At 65.1% G+C, this 17,101-nt stretch carries 16 protein-coding genes; 13 read left to right on the top strand and 3 right to left on the bottom strand.

The window, feature by feature from the left end; all coding sequences use genetic code 11:
- Positions 1–8 precede the first annotated feature (8 nt).
- Together grpE and OKA11_RS17730 are read left to right on the top strand one after the other, a co-directional pair.
- Entirely contained in the window at positions 9–560 is a 552-nt protein-coding gene (gene grpE / locus OKA11_RS17735) for a nucleotide exchange factor GrpE (protein WP_267222746.1), read from the top strand.
- A gap of 119 nt (positions 561–679) precedes the next feature.
- Complete coding sequence (locus tag OKA11_RS17730; RefSeq protein WP_267222744.1) at positions 680–937, top strand: glycine zipper domain-containing protein; 258 nt, start codon at positions 680–682, stop codon at positions 935–937.
- Between the two features lie 7 nt (positions 938–944).
- Here the strand turns inward: OKA11_RS17730 and OKA11_RS17725 are convergent, their stop codons facing one another.
- Positions 945–1,403 carry a vgr related protein gene (locus OKA11_RS17725; protein ID WP_267222742.1) on the bottom strand — a complete coding sequence of 153 codons (459 nt, stop codon included), beginning with the start codon at positions 1,401–1,403 and terminating at the stop codon, positions 945–947.
- 29 nt (positions 1,404–1,432) lie between these two features.
- Complete coding sequence (locus OKA11_RS17720; RefSeq protein ID WP_267222740.1) at positions 1,433–2,083, bottom strand: copper chaperone PCu(A)C; 651 nt, start codon at positions 2,081–2,083, stop codon at positions 1,433–1,435.
- 229 nt (positions 2,084–2,312) lie between these two features.
- Between OKA11_RS17720 and dnaK the strand changes: the two genes are divergently transcribed.
- Both dnaK and dnaJ read left to right on the top strand, forming a co-directional pair.
- A complete protein-coding gene (gene dnaK, locus OKA11_RS17715) occupies positions 2,313–4,220 on the top strand; it encodes a molecular chaperone DnaK (RefSeq protein ID WP_142633600.1) in 1,908 nt (635 codons plus the stop codon).
- Between the two features lie 81 nt (positions 4,221–4,301).
- Positions 4,302–5,441, top strand: a complete 1,140-nt coding sequence (dnaJ, locus tag OKA11_RS17710; RefSeq protein WP_142633602.1) for a molecular chaperone DnaJ — start codon at positions 4,302–4,304, stop codon at positions 5,439–5,441.
- A gap of 77 nt (positions 5,442–5,518) precedes the next feature.
- Here the strand turns inward: dnaJ and OKA11_RS17705 are convergent, their stop codons facing one another.
- On the bottom strand, positions 5,519–7,816 hold the full coding sequence (locus tag OKA11_RS17705) for a patatin-like protein (RefSeq protein ID WP_267222736.1): 2,298 nt from the start codon (positions 7,814–7,816) through the stop codon (positions 5,519–5,521).
- Positions 7,817–7,887: 71 nt separating this feature from the next.
- On the opposite strand from OKA11_RS17705, the gene radA reads away from it, so the two are divergent.
- The 9 genes from radA (at position 7,888) to OKA11_RS17660 (ending at position 17,067) form a co-directional block, all read left to right on the top strand.
- The gene (gene radA / locus OKA11_RS17700; protein ID WP_267222734.1) at positions 7,888–9,255 is read left to right on the top strand and encodes a DNA repair protein RadA; all 1,368 of its coding nucleotides are present in this window, start codon (positions 7,888–7,890) and stop codon (positions 9,253–9,255) included.
- A 10-nt stretch (positions 9,256–9,265) separates the two neighbouring features.
- Entirely contained in the window at positions 9,266–9,802 is a 537-nt protein-coding gene (locus OKA11_RS17695; RefSeq protein ID WP_267222731.1) for a CvpA family protein, read from the top strand.
- 21 nt (positions 9,803–9,823) lie between these two features.
- On the top strand, positions 9,824–10,255 hold the full coding sequence (locus OKA11_RS17690) for an iron-sulfur cluster assembly scaffold protein (protein WP_267222729.1): 432 nt from the start codon (positions 9,824–9,826) through the stop codon (positions 10,253–10,255).
- Between the two features lie 48 nt (positions 10,256–10,303).
- Complete coding sequence (locus OKA11_RS17685; protein ID WP_267222727.1) at positions 10,304–11,935, top strand: MFS transporter; 1,632 nt, start codon at positions 10,304–10,306, stop codon at positions 11,933–11,935.
- Positions 11,916–12,998 carry an alanine racemase gene (locus OKA11_RS17680; protein WP_267222766.1) on the top strand — a complete coding sequence of 361 codons (1,083 nt, stop codon included), beginning with the start codon at positions 11,916–11,918 and terminating at the stop codon, positions 12,996–12,998. Before OKA11_RS17685 ends, OKA11_RS17680 begins: the two co-directional genes overlap by 20 nt.
- A 113-nt stretch (positions 12,999–13,111) precedes the next feature.
- Positions 13,112–13,669, top strand: a complete 558-nt coding sequence (gene phaR / locus OKA11_RS17675; protein ID WP_267222725.1) for a polyhydroxyalkanoate synthesis repressor PhaR — start codon at positions 13,112–13,114, stop codon at positions 13,667–13,669.
- A 62-nt stretch (positions 13,670–13,731) separates the two neighbouring features.
- Positions 13,732–15,309 carry a proline--tRNA ligase gene (gene proS / locus OKA11_RS17670; RefSeq protein ID WP_267222723.1) on the top strand — a complete coding sequence of 526 codons (1,578 nt, stop codon included), beginning with the start codon at positions 13,732–13,734 and terminating at the stop codon, positions 15,307–15,309.
- Positions 15,310–15,329: 20 nt separating this feature from the next.
- Positions 15,330–15,671 carry a DUF805 domain-containing protein gene (locus tag OKA11_RS17665; protein WP_267222721.1) on the top strand — a complete coding sequence of 114 codons (342 nt, stop codon included), beginning with the start codon at positions 15,330–15,332 and terminating at the stop codon, positions 15,669–15,671.
- Positions 15,672–15,720: 49 nt separating this feature from the next.
- Positions 15,721–17,067, top strand: coding sequence for a M20/M25/M40 family metallo-hydrolase (locus tag OKA11_RS17660; RefSeq protein WP_267222720.1), 1,347 nt, complete (start codon positions 15,721–15,723; stop codon positions 17,065–17,067).
- Positions 17,068–17,101: the final 34 nt, after the last annotated feature.

Genomic DNA, 17,101 nt, shown 5'->3' with positions numbered 1-17,101 from the left:
TAAGAATAATGACCGAAGATAAGACGCAGTCGGCAGATGAAGCGGCAAAGGCCGAAGAACTGAAGGGTGTGCCCGAGGATATGATCGAATCCCCCGAACTCGCCAAACTGCGCGAGGAACTGGAAACGGCGAAGCAGGAAGCGCTCTATGCGCGTGCCGAAACGCAGAACGTGCGTCGCCGTCTCGAAAAGGACATCGCCGACACCCGCGCCTATGCCGCGACCGGCTTTGCCCGCGACATCCTCTCGGTGGCCGACAATCTTTCGCGCGCGCTTTCGGCGATTCCCGCTGACCTGCGCGAGGACGAAAAGCTGAAGAGCATCGTTGCCGGCATCGAGGCCACGGGCCGCGAGATCGAGAAGGTCTTCGGCAACCACGGCATCACCCGCGTGGCCGCCGTGGGCCTGCCGCTTGATCCCAACCAGCATCAGGCGATGATCGAAGTGCCCTCGGCGGATGCCGAACCGGGCACCGTCGTGCAGGAACTGCAGTCGGGCTACATGATCAAGGACCGCCTGCTGCGTCCGGCCATGGTGGCCGTGGCGAAGAAGCCGGACTGACGCTCTTTTTCGGCGACACGCCTTGTCGTTCGATGCGGGCGTGTCGCGGAAAGATCCGGAACTTCATGGCATTGGCTCCCGTTGCTCAGGCATGTGACCTGAACAACGGGAGAAATGTCATGCGCAAGTTCACGATTCCCATCCTTGCTGCAAGCGCGCTCGCCATGGCGGGCTGTGCGAGCAATTATGCTGGCGAGGGCGCGCTGGCGGGCGGCGCGCTGGGCGCTGGTGTCGGCGCGGTGACCGGAGGCGATGTCGGCACGGGCGCTGCGGTCGGCGCCGCCGCAGGCGCTGCGGTTGGCTCCACCCAGAAGAAGAAGGACGGCTGCTATCGTTACGACCGCGATGGTCGGCGCTACTGGGATCGCCGCTGCTGACGGTCGATCAGAACGGCAGGATCGCGCGGTAGCTGTCCAACGAGACGGCGCCGGGCACGCGCCATCCGCGCTTGAGCAGAAAGGCGTGGCGGACAATTTCCGCCTGCTGCTCGATGCCGTAGCGGCCGAGCGGCCAGCCCGGCTTCAGAGTGTAGTCATATCGGCATAGCGGATGGCGCATCAGCGGCAGGTACCAGCGGCCCTTGGTCTGGGCCTGCCAGACGTGCACCATCTCGTGGATGAACAATCCTTGCAGCAGCGGCGAGGCCGACGCAAAGTCGTCGTGATAGAGCGGCGAGCGCGGATGGAAGTGCAAGTGGCCGCACGGGGCCATCACGACATTGGCGGGCTGGAACGGAAACCAGCGCCGCCGCCGGATGCGCACCGAGGCGCAGTCGATGACAGCGCCGAATACGTCCGCGACGAGTATGCATTCGCCCTGGGTCAGTGGCCGTTCGCCGCCCACCAGGCAGGCGGCGGCGGGTCCCCCGGGGGTCAGTGATCCATCCCGGGCATCGAGGCCATGGCATCGCTCTTCGCGGCATCGTGCCCGCCGTGGTCCTGGCTGCCATGATCGTGCGCACTTGCCCCAGTGACGGCGTTGCTGGGGGTGCTGGTGGAGGGGCTGCTGGGGTTGGGCATCGGCCCCATGCCTTCCATGTCGTCGCCGTTGCCGCCGATGCTGTCGATCATGACCGGCATCTTGATCGTTTCGCCGTTGGCGAAAGTCAGGGTCAGGTCGGTCGACTGACCCGCCTTCAGTGTGGGGGAAAGGTCGAAGACCATGACATGAAGCCCGCCCGGGGCAAACTCGATCTCGGCGCCGGGCGCGATCGGCAGCGAATTGACCGCCTTCATCGAGCCGCCGCTGGTCTCGTGCATCTGGGCCTTGCCGGCCCCGGCGATGGCGACGCCGGTGAGCGCGGCTGCGATGCCGCTGTCGTTGCGCACCGTGAAGTAGGCCGCACCCGGGCGTCCGGCCACGGCAGGCAGCAGCAGCTTGCCGTCGCGCGCGGAAATTCCGGCGCCCGCTTCGGAAGCGGCGGTGCTGGCGCTGTCCGTTGTCGCCGGTGCCTCCTGCTTGCAGCCTGACAGCGAAACGATCAGGGCGGCGGCGATGAGGCTGAGCGAGCGGCTTTTGTCCACGGGGAGGTATCCTTCTCGAAATCCGAGCTTCTGGCTGGTCCGACATGGTTTTGCCGGGCCATGAAAATTTCGCGTGCCTAATGCCATCGCAACGCTCTTGTTCCAAGATAAACCGCACCTATATGGCGCATCGACGACTTTGAACGTCATCGAGCCGTGCAAGCCGCCTTGCCTCTTTCGAGGGAGGCCATCCGCGCGGTGTCATCCACTGACGTGAGGAATGGGGATAATGGCAAAAGTAATTGGTATCGACCTCGGCACCACCAACAGCTGCGTCGCCGTGATGGACGGCGGCAAGCCGAAGGTCATCGAGAATTCCGAAGGTGCGCGCACCACGCCCTCGATCGTCGCTTTCACCAAGGATGGTGAGCGCCTGATCGGGCAGCCTGCGAAGCGCCAGGCCGTGACCAACGGCGACAACACGATTTTCGCGGTGAAGCGCCTCATCGGCCGCCGCTTCGACGACCCGGTGACCAAGAAGGACACCGAGCTGGTTCCGTACCACATCGTCAAGGGCAAGAACGGCGACGCCTGGGTCCAGGCCGGCGGCGAAGACTACAGCCCGTCGCAGATCTCTGCCTTCACGCTGCAGAAGATGAAGGAAACCGCCGAATCGTACCTCGGCGAGACCGTGACGCAGGCCGTCATCACCGTGCCCGCCTACTTCAACGACGCGCAGCGCCAGGCGACCAAGGACGCCGGCCAGATCGCCGGTCTTGAAGTGCTGCGCATCATCAACGAGCCGACCGCGGCCGCGCTCGCCTATGGCCTCGACAAGCAGGACGGCAAGACCATCGCCGTCTACGACCTTGGCGGCGGTACCTTCGACGTCTCGATCCTCGAGATCGGCGACGGCGTGTTCGAAGTGAAGTCGACCAACGGCGACACCTTCCTCGGCGGTGAAGACTTCGACACCAAGGTCGTCGAATGGCTGGCCGACAAGTTCAAGGCCAAGGAAGGCATGGACCTGCGGACCGACAAGCTCGCTCTGCAGCGCCTGAAGGAAGCGGCCGAGAAGGCGAAGATCGAACTCTCGTCCACCGCGACGACCGAGGTCAACCTGCCCTTCATCACCGCACGCATGGAAGGCGGCGCCACCACCCCGCTGCACCTCGTGGAAACGATCACCCGTTCGGACCTCGAGAAGATGGTTGCGGACCTGATCCAGCGTACGCTCGAACCCTGCCGCAAGGCGCTGGCCGATGCCGGCATCTCGGCCAAGGAAATCGACGACGTCGTGCTCGTGGGCGGCATGACCCGCATGCCCAAGGTGCGTGACGTGGTGAAGGACTTCTTCGGCAAGGAGCCCCACACCGGCGTGAACCCGGATGAAGTCGTCGCCATGGGCGCGGCGATCCAGGCCGGCGTTCTCCAGGGCGACGTCAAGGACGTGCTGCTGCTCGACGTGACCCCGCTGTCGCTGGGCATCGAGACGCTGGGCGGCATCATGACCAAGATGATCGACCGCAACACGACGATCCCGACCAAGAAGAGCCAGGTCTACTCGACCGCCGAGGACAACCAGCAGGCGGTGACCATCCGCGTGTTCCAGGGCGAGCGCGAGATGGCGCAGGACAACAAACTGCTTGGCCAGTTCGACCTCGTCGGCATTCCGCCGGCACGTCGCGGCGTGCCGCAGATCGAAGTCACCTTCGACATCGATGCCAACGGCCTTGTCAACGTCTCGGCCAAGGACAAGGGCACCGGCAAGGAGCAGCAGATCCGCATCCAGGCGTCGGGTGGCCTGTCGGATTCCGACATCGACCAGATGGTCAAGGATGCCGAGAAGTTCGCCGAAGAGGACAAGAAGCGTCGTGAGGCCGCCGAGGCCAAGAACAACGCCGACAGCCTCGTCCACGCGACCGAGCAGCAGATCGCCGAGCATGGCGACAAGATCGACGCCGGCCTGAAGTCGGAAGTCGAGGCGGCCATCGCCGCAACCAAGGCAGCGATCGAAGGCGGTGAACCCGCCGACATCACCGCCAAGGCGCAGGCGCTGACCGAAGTCGCCATGAAGATGGGCCAGGCCATCTACGAGAAGGAGCAGGCCTCGGCCGCTTCGCCGGACGCTGCTCCGGCCGGTGACGACGACGTCGTCGATGCCGAGTTCTCGGAAGTCGACGAAAACAAGGGCTGATCGGTCCTCATGACTAGCGTGGCCGTCATCGTTGCCAGGGGCGACGGTGGCGGCCAGGTTGCACGCGGGGAATAACGAGACGTGTCAGCTACCGAAATCGACTATTACGAACTGCTCGAGTGCGAGCGCACCGCCGACGACAAGGTGCTGAAGTCGGCCTATCGCCGCCTTGCCATGCGTTATCACCCGGACAAGAACCCCGGCGATAACGAAGCCGAAGCGCGCTTCAAGCAGATCAACGAGGCCTATGACTGCCTCAAGGACCCGCAGAAGCGGGCGGCCTACGATCGCTATGGCCATGCCGCGTTCCAGCAAGGGATGGGCGGTGGCGGCGGCCCCGGCATGGGCGCCGAGTTCGGCGACATCGGCGACATCTTCGAATCCATCTTCGGCAGCGCCTTCGGTGGCGGCGGTGGCGGTCGCCAGCAGGCGCGCCGCGGTGCCGACTTGCGCTACGACATGGAGGTCAGCCTCGACGAGGCGTTCCACGGCAAGTCGACCGAGATCACCATCGAGGTCTCGCAGGGATGCGAGCCCTGCAAGGGCACCGGCGCCGAACCCGGTACGGGCAAGCGCACCTGCAACATGTGCGCCGGCCACGGCAAGGTGCGCGCGCAGCAGGGCTTCTTCGTGGTGGAACGCACCTGCCCGACCTGTCACGGCCGGGGTGAGGTCATCGAGAAGCCGTGCCGCGCCTGCGGCGGCGAGGGCCGGGTGGATCGTCCGCAGACGCTGGAAGTGGAAATCCCGCCGGGCGTGGATTCGGGCACGCGCATCCGCCTTGCCGGCAAGGGTGAGGCCGGGCCGTTCGGAGCGCCTCCGGGCGACCTCTATATCTTCCTCCACGTCAAGCGCCACAAGGTGTTCGAACGGGACGGCACCTCGCTGCTGACCCAGGTTCCGATCACCTTCACCACCGCGGCGCTGGGCGGCTCGATCGAAATCCCGGGCATCGACGGCGAGACGATCTCGCTGGACATTCCCGCGGGGATCCAGTCAGGCAAGCAACTGCGCAAGCGCGGTGCGGGCATGCCCGTGCTGCAAGGGCGCGGGCGGGGCGATCTCGTCATCGAGATCACCGTGGAGACGCCGACCAAGCTCTCCGCGCGCCAGAAGGAAATCCTGCGCGAACTCCAGTCGACCGAGACTGGCGAGGAATGCCCCGGTTCCAAGGGCTTCTTCGATCGCATCAAGGAAGCATGGAACGACCTGACCGAGTAACCCTGTAAGGTTTCCGAGCTGGAATTCAGATCACTCCGCCCGCGCGCAAGCGAGGGCGGAGTGATTGTTTTTGGGCTTCAGACGCGCCGCAGGACTTCGCTGCGAAGGCTTCCGACAAGGCCGGGATCGGCGTTGAGCCGCCCCTGCTCCTCATCCAGCACGGCGAGAAACGCCGCCTTGCGGAACTGGTCCAGTTCCCGCTCGTCCAGCGCATGTTCGCCTTCCAGGGCGGAGGCGATCAGTTCGATCATGCGCTCGGCCCCGTGCAGCCGGCCCCACAGATAGTCGTTCTCGCGGTAGGCGCGGCTGAAGAAGGCGCCGAAGTTGTAGAATTCGCTTCCGCGCAGCATCGGTCCCTGCCGGATCGCATGGCAATCTTCGGGCGAGATCCGGTCGACCCGAATGGGGTCGAATTCGTCCAGGCCTTCGCCGCGCAGCAGGGGTAGCGTCACCGTGTCGTAGAAGGGGTAACCGAGGTAGGCGAGCAGCAGTCGTTTGCGCAGCCCGCTCGGCATCGACGAGAGCATCTCGGCAAGGATCTGGTCGACCTGCGTGTCAATCTGCAGCAAGCCGCGCCGGTTGGCGATGTGATCGAGCAGGGCGCCGGGATCTTCGAAGACGCCTTGCGCCAGTTCGGTGAAGTCCGGCCCGAGGAACGAGACCGCCTCCGCCTCGATGTAGAGTGCAAGCGCGCCGTAGATCGCTTCGCGCGCGGCGTCGCGCTGGCTTTCGTCGACATCGCCGTCGAGGCGCCACTCCTGCGTCACGCGCCGCGCCAGCAGGCGCAGGCGGCGGATGCGGAAAGTGATGTCATGAAGGCGAAAAAACGCCGCCATTCCCGGCGAAGTTCCGCCGCGCAGGGGCTGCATGCGGTCGATGCCGTGATCGGAAAGGTGGCTGTAGAGGCGCTCCATGATCGGTGCCGCGGAGCTGACGCCAAGGCTCGGCGCGGCTTCGTGGACAAGCCTTGCCAGCATCGTGACAACGCCGGTGAACTTCACCTGCACATAGCCGTGATAGGCAAACCCGGCCTGATCGAACGCCGCTTGCTGCGCGCGGGCGCGCCATGCGGCGAGGCGTTTGGGATTGGGGCGGTCGAGGAACAGGGTATGGCCGAACAGACTGCTGACCGTCTCCTCGATTTCCGGGCGCAGGGCCAGCACGATGGCGCGCAAGGTCGCCATCTCGCGCGACTCCTCTTCCAGCGCTTCGAGGTTGTCGCGGATCGGCTGCTCGCGCGGGATCGAGGAGAGCGAGCCGAAGATGGTCGTGAAGAAGCCCGGCGGGCGCTTGTCGCGCCTGAGATCGGCGCCGACGCGATCGGGGGCCGGATCGATATAGACGAAACGCCGATCGATCTCCCGCGTCGCGGGACGGCTGCGAAGCACCCGCATGGCGTCGGCAAACGGGGCGTTCACCAGCACCGACCCATCGATCAGCGAGACCGAATCGAGATCGCCGCGGGCCACGTGCTCGGGCATGATCCGCTTCAGGAACGCGTCGCGCCCCGGCCACTCGATGGCGTTTTCCGAAACGAGGAGGTCTATCTCCTCGAGTTGGAGCGGCGGGAATGCGCCGGGAAAGCTGGCGGTGGAACGCGCCGCCATGACCAGTTCGGGGAGCGCCGCCAGTTCGGCCGCTCCGCTGCGGGCACGGAACCCGAAGGTCAGCCGGTGCTCGCTTTCGAGGACCAGTTCGGGTGAATGCAGGCGCAGGGTTTCCAGGTGTCCCTTGAAGTCGGTCGCCGTCACGAAAAGGTCGATGGGGTGGCGCTGCGGCAACAGGCCGGGGCCGCTCGTTTCCGCCATCGATGACAGTGCGCGGTACAACAACCGGGAGAAGCCGATGCCGCTGAAGGGCGGCTCGAACCAGCGCGAGCGGATCAGGCGTGACAGCTTCTCGCGGACTTCCTGGCGCGTTTCCGGGGCCACGCTGGCGCTGACGGCATTGCCTGGGCGCCTGAGCAGATAGGACACCAGCGGCTGCGCCCAGAACTTGGTGTGCGCAGACCAGGGCCGGGCCTCAGGATCGAGCAGTTCGTCGACGTCGGCTACCTCCAGCCAGAGCTGGGTCAGCGGCTCCAGCGACTGGCCGGAATGGATCGCCTGTGCCAGGAAGATCGAATTGATCCCGCCTGCGCTGGCACCGGCGACAATGTCGCACAGTACCCGCAGGCGCAGGTTCCCGGCCTGCTCCAGGCGGCGCAGCAGCTTGAGGTAGACCGCCGTGGTGCCCCCGGGCGCGCTGTCGCCAGCCCAGAACGTACGGCTGGCCTGAAGCGTCTTCCACAGTTCCTTGGTGACGCCGTGCATGTAGACGGCAAGGCTGACACCGCCGTAGCAGACGAGCGCGATCCGCAGTTCCTTCTGGTGCATGGGCTTAGCTTGGTACGAGACGCGGCGAAAGGCAATTGCGTTCTCATTCCGTTCCAGATAATCGATGCGCCATGGCAAAGCCCAAACGTCGATATGTCTGTTCGTCCTGCGGAGGGGTTACAACCCGCTGGCAGGGTCAATGCGCCGATTGCGGGGAGTGGAACACGCTGAGCGAGGAAGCGCCGCAGACGGTGTTTTCGACCAAGCACGATCTGTCTTCCGGCGGCCGTCCGATCCGCTTCACGCCGCTCGATGCGCCGGGCGAGGTTCCCAAGCGCCGCGCCAGCGGCCTGGCCGAGTTCGACCGCGCCCTGGGTGGCGGTCTCGTCCCGGGCTCGGCGATCCTGCTGGGCGGCGATCCCGGCATCGGCAAGTCGACGCTGCTGCTTCAGGCTGCCGCGCATATCGCCAATTCGGGCAGTTCCGCCGTCTATGTCAGCGGCGAGGAAGCGGCAGGGCAGGTGCGCCTGCGGGCTGAGCGTCTCGGCCTGTCGAAAGCGCCGATCCAGCTCGCCTCGGCAACCTCGGTTCGCGATATCCTGACGACGCTGGGCATGATGGATGCGCCGACGCTGCTGGTGATCGATTCGATCCAGACCATGCATTCGGACACCATCGAAGGCGCACCGGGCACCGTCAGCCAGGTGCGTGGCTGTGCCTTCGAACTGATCCGTTATGCCAAGGAAAACGACGTCACACTGATCCTTGTCGGCCACGTGACCAAGGACGGAAATATCGCAGGGCCTCGTGTGCTGGAGCACATGGTGGACGTGGTGATGAGCTTCGAGGGCGAGCGTAGCCACCAGTACCGTATCCTGCGCAGCCTCAAGAACCGTTTCGGTCCGGTCGATGAGATCGGCGTCTTTGCGATGGAGGGGGCGGGCCTTGCCGAAGTCGGCAATCCCTCGATGCTGTTCCTGTCGGGGCGCGAGGAGGCGATGGCGGGCAGTGCGGTCTTTGCGGCGATGGAAGGCACCCGCCCGGTGCTGATCGAGATCCAGGCGCTGATCGTGCGGTTGCAGAGCGGCGCAACCCCGCGCCGCGCGGTCGTCGGTTGGGATTCGGGCCGCATGGCCATGTTGCTGGCCGTGCTGGAAGCGCGCTGCGGGCTCAATTTCTCCAGCGCGGAAGTCTATCTGAACGTGGCGGGCGGTTATCGCCTCGCCGACCCGGCCGCCGATCTTGCGGTCGCGGCGGCGCTGGTGTCGGCATTGGGGGATCGTCCTTTGCCCAAGAACACCGTCTGGTTCGGCGAAGTCTCGCTTGCCGGCGAGATTCGCCCTGTCGCCCATTCGTCGATCAGGCAGCGCGAATCGGCGAAACTGGGCTTCGGCCGCGCTTATGGCCCCGTTGCGACGACCAAGCCCGAGAAGGGGCTGGAGTTCACCGGAATGTCGATGCTGCCCAACCTCGTTGACCGTATTCTGGGAGATGCCTAGAGCCTGCCGCATGACCGGTTTCGATATTGCAGTTCTCGTCATCGTCGGCCTTGGTGCGGCCATGGGGTTCATGCGCGGTTTTGTGCAGGAAATCCTGGCGCTCGGTGCCTGGGTCTTTGCGGTTATCGCCATACGAACGATGCACACGCCGCTGGCGCACTGGCTGGAGCCGCATACCGGCTCCGGTTCGGCAACGCCCGTGCTGGCCTTCGCGATCCTCCTGATCGTGCCCTTCGCGGCCGTGAAGCTGGTGGCAGGCTGGGCCGGGCGGGCTAGTCGCGCCTCGTTGCTTGGGCCGATCGACCGGGTGCTGGGTTTCGGCTTCGGCGCCGTAAAGGGCGTTCTGATCGCGGTGCTGGGTTTTTCGGTGCTTGTGCTCGGCTACGACACGATCTGGGGCGCGGAAGGCCGGCCCGACTGGATCCGGCAGGCGCGGACTTATTCGTTCATCAATGCCAGCAGCGAAGCGCTGGTGAAGATGCTGGGCGAACGCCGCCGGGAGGCGCGTGCGGCTGAAACCCGCGAAGACGCCGACGGCCAGTCCTGAGCAGCGGAGCGGCATAGTCCGGTGTCCGCAACCGTCCTCTACACCCCCGAAGTGCTGGGGCTGGCCGTCAGGCTTGCTGCACATGGCTGGGATGATGGCCTGCCCTTCCAGGCCGAGGCGCGCTCGCCAAGCTGCGGCAGCACCATCACGCTCGGCCTTGCCCTTGATGCACGCGGGCGGGTGGAGCGCATCGGGATTCGCAGCCATGCCTGCGCCATCGGGCAGGCGGCAGCGGCGATATTTGCCGATGGCGTACAAGGACGCGGCCGGGCCGATATTGCCGAGGCGAGCGAAGCGATCGCAAGCTGGCTCGGCGGGCAGGGCTCGTTCCCGGATTGGCCGGGACTATCGCAGATCGCCGCCGCGCGCGACTATCCGGCCCGTCACGGGGCGGTGACGTTGCCATGGAAGGCTGCGCTCGCAGCGCTTCCAGAGTCAGCCCGGAACGACTAACATGACCAGCGATCGGGCCGGTGGGGGCCAGGTCGCAGAGGGGGGTGAATGGCCGAAACGCCGCGCAATTCGCATGGGACCGAGCCCAGCGCGTCCGACATGAGGCTGGTGATCGCGGCCTCGTCGATGGGGACCGTGTTCGAATGGTACGACTTCTTCATCTACGGCACTTTGGCGGCTGTGATCGGCAATACCTTTTTCCCCTCGGGGAACGAGACGCTGGAAACCCTGCTGGTCTGGGCGGGCTTTGCGGTCGGCTTCTGCTTCCGGCCGCTGGGCGCGATCCTGTTCGGCTTTCTGGGGGACCGACTGGGGCGCAAGTACACGTTCCTGGTCACCGTCACGCTCATGGGCGTCGCGACAGCCGGGGTCGGCTTCACGCCCTCATCCGCAAGCATCGGCCTCGCCGCGCCCGTCATCGTGCTGCTGCTGCGGGTGGTGCAGGGGTTGGCGCTGGGCGGTGAATACGGCGGTGCGGCGATCTATGTCTCCGAACACTCGCCGCAGCACCGGCGCGGCTTCCACACCGGGTTCATCCAGGCCAGCGTGGTCGGCGGCTTTGTGCTCAGCCTGATCGTCGTGCTTTCCTGCAAGGCGATGATGAGCCCTGCAACATGGGAAGCCTGGGGCTGGCGCCTGCCGTTCGTCCTGTCGCTCGCGCTGCTGGCGCTGTCACTCTACATGCGCCTCAAGCTCTCGGAGAGCCCGGTGTTCCGCGCGATGCGCGAGGAGGGTAAGCTTTCCGGCAATCCGTTCAAGGAAAGCTTCACCTATCCCGGCAATCGCCGCCGTATCTTCATCGCCCTGTTCGGCATTTCCGCTGGCCTGACCGTGATCTGGTACACCGCGATGTTCTCGGCGCTGAGCTTCCTCAAGGGGGCTATGCGCATGGCCGATACTAGTGCGGAAATCATCGTCGGCGTGTCTGCTGCGGTGGGGATGGCCTTTTTCGTGATCTTTGGCAGCCTGTCCGACAAGGTCGGGCGCCGGCAACCGATCATCCTCGGCTACATGCTGACACTGCTGCTGCTGTTTCCGGCTTTCTGGCTGATCGGCAACAATGCCAATCCGGCTCTTTCCCGCGCGGCCGAGCAGGCTCCGGTGCTGGTGGCAGGGCCCGACTGCAAGTTCAATCCGTTCCGCAACGAACAGGACACCGACTGCGGAAAGCTCCTGGGCGACCTTACCGGGGCGGGCATTGCCTACCGCGTCGTCGACGCCAAGCAACTCTTGCTGAAAGTCGGCAGCAGGCCGCTGCCGATGGCGGAGTACCCCTGGGCCGACAAGGCCGCCCGCGGGCAGATGCTGCAAGGCTGGCTGGCGCAGGCGGGCTATAACTTCACCAAGGATCGGCCGACCTTGAGCGGGGCGATCACCATCGTCGGGGTGCTGGTTGCGCTCATGGCGCTGGCCGGGGCGACCTATGGGCCGGCGGCAGCCTTGCTGTCCGAGATGTTCCCGCCGCGAATCCGCTACAGTTCGATGTCGATCCCCTATCATCTCGGCACCGGCTACTTTGGCGGTTTCCTTCCTTTGATTTCCAGCTACATGGTCGCCAGCAGCGGCAATCCGTACCAGGGTCTCTGGTACACCTGGATCGTCGTTGCCATCGCACTTGCCGTCTCGCTGTGGGGACTGCGAGGTGGCCCCCCGCGTGAATATGGTGATCCTTCTGTCTGATCGATCCGGGCTTTCCGAAGTCCCTGCTTCTGCCCTGCGTCTCGATGTCGATGGTGCTGCACTGGCCTCTAACTGGCGCGCGCTCGACACACTTTCCGGAACGGCGCGGGCAGGGGCGGCGGTAAAGGCCAACGCTTACGGCCTTGGCGCAAGGCGCGTCGTACCTTTGCTGCACGAGGCGGGGTGCCGAGACTTCTTTGTCGCCCATTGGCGCGAGGCGGCGGAATTGCTCGACCTTGTCGATCCGCGCCGCCTCGCCGTCCTGCATGGCCCGATGAACGATGCTGAAGCTGCTTTCGCACAGGCCAGCGGCGTGGTGCCCGTCATCAACTCGGTGGAGCAGGCCCGGCGCTGGGTCGCGGCAGGAGGCGGGGCTTGCCACCTGATGGTGGATACCGGGATGAACCGCCTTGGCGTCGCGGTGGCGGAACTGGGCGATGGTGCCGTGCAGGCGCTCGAGATCGACGCCCTGCTTTCGCACCTTGTCGCTGCCGAAGAGGACACCCCGCTCAACGAATTGCAACGCGAGCGCTGGATGGCCGCGCGCGGCCTCGTGCGTCACGCGCGCGGCAGTCTTGCCAACAGCGGCGGCATAGCTCTGGGTGCGGCATACCACGGTGATCTGACCCGTCCCGGAATCGCGCTTTATGGCGGGGTCCCGCGCGCCGAGATGGGGCCCTTGCTGCGCCAGGTCGCGCGCCCGCAGGCGGCTGTGCTGCAGGTGCGCGAAATCGCTGCCGGAGACAGCCTCGGCTACAACGCGACCTTTGTCGCGCCGCGCGCCATGCGGGTGGGAACGGTCGCAATGGGTTACGCCGACGGCTACTTGCGCTGCTGGTCGGGCAAGGGGGCTTTCCGTCCGGCCGGCGGTGATACCGGCGTACGGCTGCCGGTTGTTGGCCGGGTCAGTATGGATCTGACCATTCTCGATCTTTCCGCTTTGCCAACGCTGGGCGAAGGAGACTGGGTGACGGCCGATTACGATCTGCCAGAGGCCGCCGCCGTTTCCGGTCTGTCGCAGTATGAACTGCTGACCTTGCTCGGTCGGCGCTTCACGCGCTGACAGCCGGGGCGGTGTGTTTTGCTGCGCAGCAAATTGTGTTGCGTTGCACCAAGCGCAAGTGGTATCGTTGCCCCCTAAACCATGGGGGTGGACCTCTAGCTAGGGGATAGGCAATGCCAGAAACGGGATCGCACGAAGACGACACCGTCATAATCAAAAAATACGCGAACCGGCGTCTCTACAATACCCGCTCATCGAGCTACATCACGCTCGAACATCTTGCGCAGATGACCCGCGAGGGTGTGAACTACAAGGTTCTCGATGCCAAGACCGGGACCGACATCACGCACACGATTCTCACCCAGATCATCATGGAGGAGGAGTCGAACGGCGAGCAGATGCTGCCGGTCAATTTCCTGCGCGAACTGATCAGCATGTACGGCAACTCGATGCAATCGCTGGTGCCGCACTACCTCGAAGCGTCGATGGACAATTTCCGCGCCAACCAGACCAAGCTGCGCAAGGCGTTCGAGGACAGCCTTGGCAACAATCCGCTGGCGCGCCTGGCCGAACAGAACATGGCGATGTTCAAGGCCGCCGCCTCTGCCTTCATGCCCGGTGCCGAGAAGCCGGAGCCCAAGGCACCGCCGGCTGAGGACGCTGGCGACCTCTCCGCGCTGCGCGAGCAGATGGCCGAAATCCAGAAGAGGCTTGACGCGCTGGGCAAATAAGGGTCTGCGCAAGGGCCCCTCGCGACGGACACGTTCCGGATCGAAGGGCCCGAATGCGGCGGATGGTCCGCCCGCATCGATGCAAGCAGGAAGAAGCCCCAGTGTCCGCCATTCGCCACGCCCTCTCCGTCAAGCGCGAGGACGATTTCGCCCAGTGGTACCAGGAAGTGATCTCCGAAGCCGAAATGGCCGAGGAATCCGGTGTTCGCGGGTGCATGGTCATCAAGCCGTGGGGCTATGGCATCTGGGAGCGCATCCAGCGCCTGATGGATGACCGCATCAAGGCCGCAGGCGTCACCAACTGCTACTTCCCGCTGTTCATTCCGCTTTCGTACTTCTCCAAGGAAGCCGAACACGTCGAAGGCTTCGCCAAGGAAATGGCGGTGGTCACCCATCACCGCCTGATCGGTGACGGCAAGGGTGGCCTTGTGCCTGATCCCGAGGCCAAGCTCGAAGAGCCGCTGATCGTGCGCCCGACGTCGGAAACGGTGATCGGCGCGGCCATGGCGCGCTGGGTCCAGTCCTGGCGTGACCTGCCGCTCATGGTCAACCAGTGGGCCAACGTGGTGCGCTGGGAAATGCGCACCCGCATGTTCCTGCGCACCAGCGAGTTCCTCTGGCAGGAAGGCCACACCGCGCACGCCAACCGCGACGACGCGATGGAAGAGACGCTGCGCGCGCTCGAAATGTACCGCGACTTTGCTGAAAACGAGCTCGCCATGCCGGTGATCGCCGGTGAGAAGCCGGAGAACGAACGCTTCCCCGGCGCGGTCGGCACTTATTCTATCGAAGCGATGATGCAGGACGGCAAGGCGCTGCAGGCCGGCACCTCGCACTACCTCGGCACCGGCTTCGCGCATGCTGCGGGCATCCAGTACCAGGACAAGGAAGGTACCCAGCAGTACGCCCACACCACCAGCTGGGGCGTCTCGACGCGCCTGGTCGGCGGCATGATCATGGTCCACGGCGACGATGACGGTCTGCGCGTGCCGCCGATGGTGGCGCCGCACCAGATCGTGATCCTGCCGATGCTGCGTGACAATGACGAGGACGAGGCGCTGCTCGCCTACTGCGAGGAGCTGCGCAAGGCACTGGTCGGGCAGACCGCGCTGGGCGAGACCGTTCGCGTCCTGCTCGACAAGCGCCCGGGCAAGGCCACGCAGAAGCGCTGGGCGTGGGTCAAGAAGGGCGTGCCGTTGATCCTCGAAATCGGCGGCCGTGATGCGGCAGGCGGGCAGGTATCGATGCTGCGCCGTGACAAGCTGTGGACCGAGGCGGGCAAGGCCAATTTCGTCGGCATGGCCAAGGAGGACTTCGTGGCCCGCGCCTCTGCCGAGATCGAGGATTTCCAGGCCTCGCTCCACGCCGAGGCCCTGGCTCGCCGTGATGCCAATATCACGCAGCTTTCCAGCTTCGACAAGCTTTCCGCCTTCTTCTCGGACGACAAGCGTTATCCGGGCTGGGTCGAGGTCGAATGGTCGCGCCCGACCGGGGCTGAACTCGACGCCGTCGTGCAGAAGCTGAAGGCGCTGAAGCTGACCATGCGCAACACGCCGATGGATGCTCCGGCCGCTACCGGCACTTGCGTCTTCACCGGCAAGCCGGCAGCCGAACGCATCTACGTGGCGCGTTCGTACTGATGAACTGAAAGGAAGAGGGCGTGCTGGGATCGATCAGGTATAACCTTGCGATCCTGCTGAACTTCAAAGGGCGCGATGCGCGGCAGACCTTTTGGTTCTACGTCTTCTTCCTTGTCATCCTCCAATATGCCGCCGGCATGCTCATTTCGCTGCCGATGATGGGCGGAATGATGAAAGGCACGTTCAGTGCCGCGATGACCAGCGCACCGGCGGGGGAGATGGCATCCGCCCTCGCGATCCAGTCCAGGGTGATCGGGGCCTCGGCAATGAGCTGGGCAGCCATTCTGATCGTGATCATCTGCGGCGTCCTGCCTTCGACCACTGGCCCCAATCGCTATGGGGACGCACCCGTCCGGTTCTGATCCTGCCGCCCTCTTGCAATCTCGGGAGCCAGGCCCGACAAGCGCGGTCATGCAATACAAGATCCTGGTCGCCGCCACGCTTTCCTCCAGTTTCCTGAGCCCAGTCGCTGCCGGCGCCGCCGATGCGCCGGTTGCCGACGTTTCGGAAGCGCGAATGCATGCGGATGTCGAGAAGCTGGTTTCCTTCGGCACCCGGCATACGCTGTCTTCGGATTCCGATCCCCGGCGCGGTATCGGTGCCGCGCGGCGCTGGGCGGCCGACGAATTTCGCAAGACCTCGAAGGCCTGCGGTGGCTGTCTTGAAGTCGTGATGCCAGAAAGCATGGTGAACGGGACTCGCATCCCGGTGCCGGTGAAGATGGTCGATGTCGTCGCCATCCAGCGCGGCACCGAGCGCCCCGATGAAGTCGTGATCGTTGAAGCGCATATCGACAGCCGCGTGACCGACGTGATGGACGTCAGGAGCGATGCGCCGGGAGCCAACGACGACGGCTCGGGCACCGCGCTCGTTCTGGAGGCCGCGCGCGTACTATCCAGGCACAAGTTCCCCACCACCATCGTCTATGCCGCGCTCTCGGGCGAGGAGCAGGGGCTTTATGGCGGCAAGCTGCTGGCGGACTACGCAAAGAAGCAGGGCTGGACGGTCAAGGCCGTGCTCAACAACGACATCGTCGGCGGAACCCACGGATCCGACGGACTGGTCGACGATACCCATGTCCGCCTGTTTTCCGAAGGTCCGCGTGCGGACGCGAGCGACAAGACCCGCGCCGACGCACGCCGGTTCGGCGGCGAGAACGACAGCCCTTCGCGCAACATCTCGCGCTTCATCGCGGCGCTTTCGGGCGGTGTACAGGACAAGCTGGAAGTTCGGCAGGTCTGGCGCGCCGACCGCATGGGCCGCGGCGGCGACCAGTTGCCGTTCCTTGAGCAAGGCAATCCGGCGGTGCGTTTCTCGGTTGCCATCGAGGACTACGAGCACCAGCATCAGGACCTGCGCACAGAGAACGGCGTCAAGTTCGGCGACACGATCGACGAGATGGACTTTCCCTATCTCGCCCGCGTCACCCGCCTGAACATTGCCGCGCTCGCCGCGCTGGCCAAGGCGCCGATGCCGCCGGCTCCCACCGCCGATGCTGCGGTGAAGACGTGGACCGACGTATCGTGGAAGCCGATCGACGGCGCGGTCGCCTATTCGCTGTGGCGCCGCCGTACCGACCAGGGTGAGTGGGAGGCGCAACCGATGATTGCGAAAACCACGCAGACCCGCGTGAAACTCGATGGCCTCCGCGGTGACGACTGGATCCTCGGTGTCAGTTCGATCGCTGCCGACGGCAGCCAGAGCCCGGTCGCGGCAGCGGTTCCGGGTGGCGGCTTCCTGCCGCTCGGCACGCCGTGACAGGCATCGAATGATCCAACAGGGGTGCTTGCCA

This window comes from Novosphingobium clariflavum (assembly GCF_026420865.1).
Lineage (GTDB): Bacteria > Pseudomonadota > Alphaproteobacteria > Sphingomonadales > Sphingomonadaceae > Novosphingobium > Novosphingobium clariflavum.
Note: the sequence above shows the minus strand (reverse complement) of the source record. Positions and strands in the feature narration are given on the sequence as shown.

Bases quoted from the DNA above. Each gene is read 5' to 3' on its own strand.
- grpE (WP_267222746.1), top strand. From the start codon at position 9: ATGACCGAAGATAAGACGCAGTCGGCAGATGAAGCGGCAAAGGCCGAA.
- OKA11_RS17730 (WP_267222744.1), top strand. From the start codon at position 680: ATGCGCAAGTTCACGATTCCCATCCTTGCTGCAAGCGCGCTCGCCATG.
- dnaK (WP_142633600.1), top strand. From the start codon at position 2,313: ATGGCAAAAGTAATTGGTATCGACCTCGGCACCACCAACAGCTGCGTC.
- OKA11_RS17705 (WP_267222736.1), bottom strand. From the start codon at position 7,816: ATGCACCAGAAGGAACTGCGGATCGCGCTCGTCTGCTACGGCGGTGTC.
- radA (WP_267222734.1), top strand. From the start codon at position 7,888: ATGGCAAAGCCCAAACGTCGATATGTCTGTTCGTCCTGCGGAGGGGTT.
- OKA11_RS17695 (WP_267222731.1), top strand. From the start codon at position 9,266: ATGACCGGTTTCGATATTGCAGTTCTCGTCATCGTCGGCCTTGGTGCG.
- OKA11_RS17685 (WP_267222727.1), top strand. From the start codon at position 10,304: ATGGCCGAAACGCCGCGCAATTCGCATGGGACCGAGCCCAGCGCGTCC.
- OKA11_RS17680 (WP_267222766.1), top strand. From the start codon at position 11,916: ATGGTGATCCTTCTGTCTGATCGATCCGGGCTTTCCGAAGTCCCTGCT.
- phaR (WP_267222725.1), top strand. From the start codon at position 13,112: ATGCCAGAAACGGGATCGCACGAAGACGACACCGTCATAATCAAAAAA.
- proS (WP_267222723.1), top strand. From the start codon at position 13,732: ATGGTCCGCCCGCATCGATGCAAGCAGGAAGAAGCCCCAGTGTCCGCC.
- OKA11_RS17660 (WP_267222720.1), top strand. From the start codon at position 15,721: ATGCAATACAAGATCCTGGTCGCCGCCACGCTTTCCTCCAGTTTCCTG.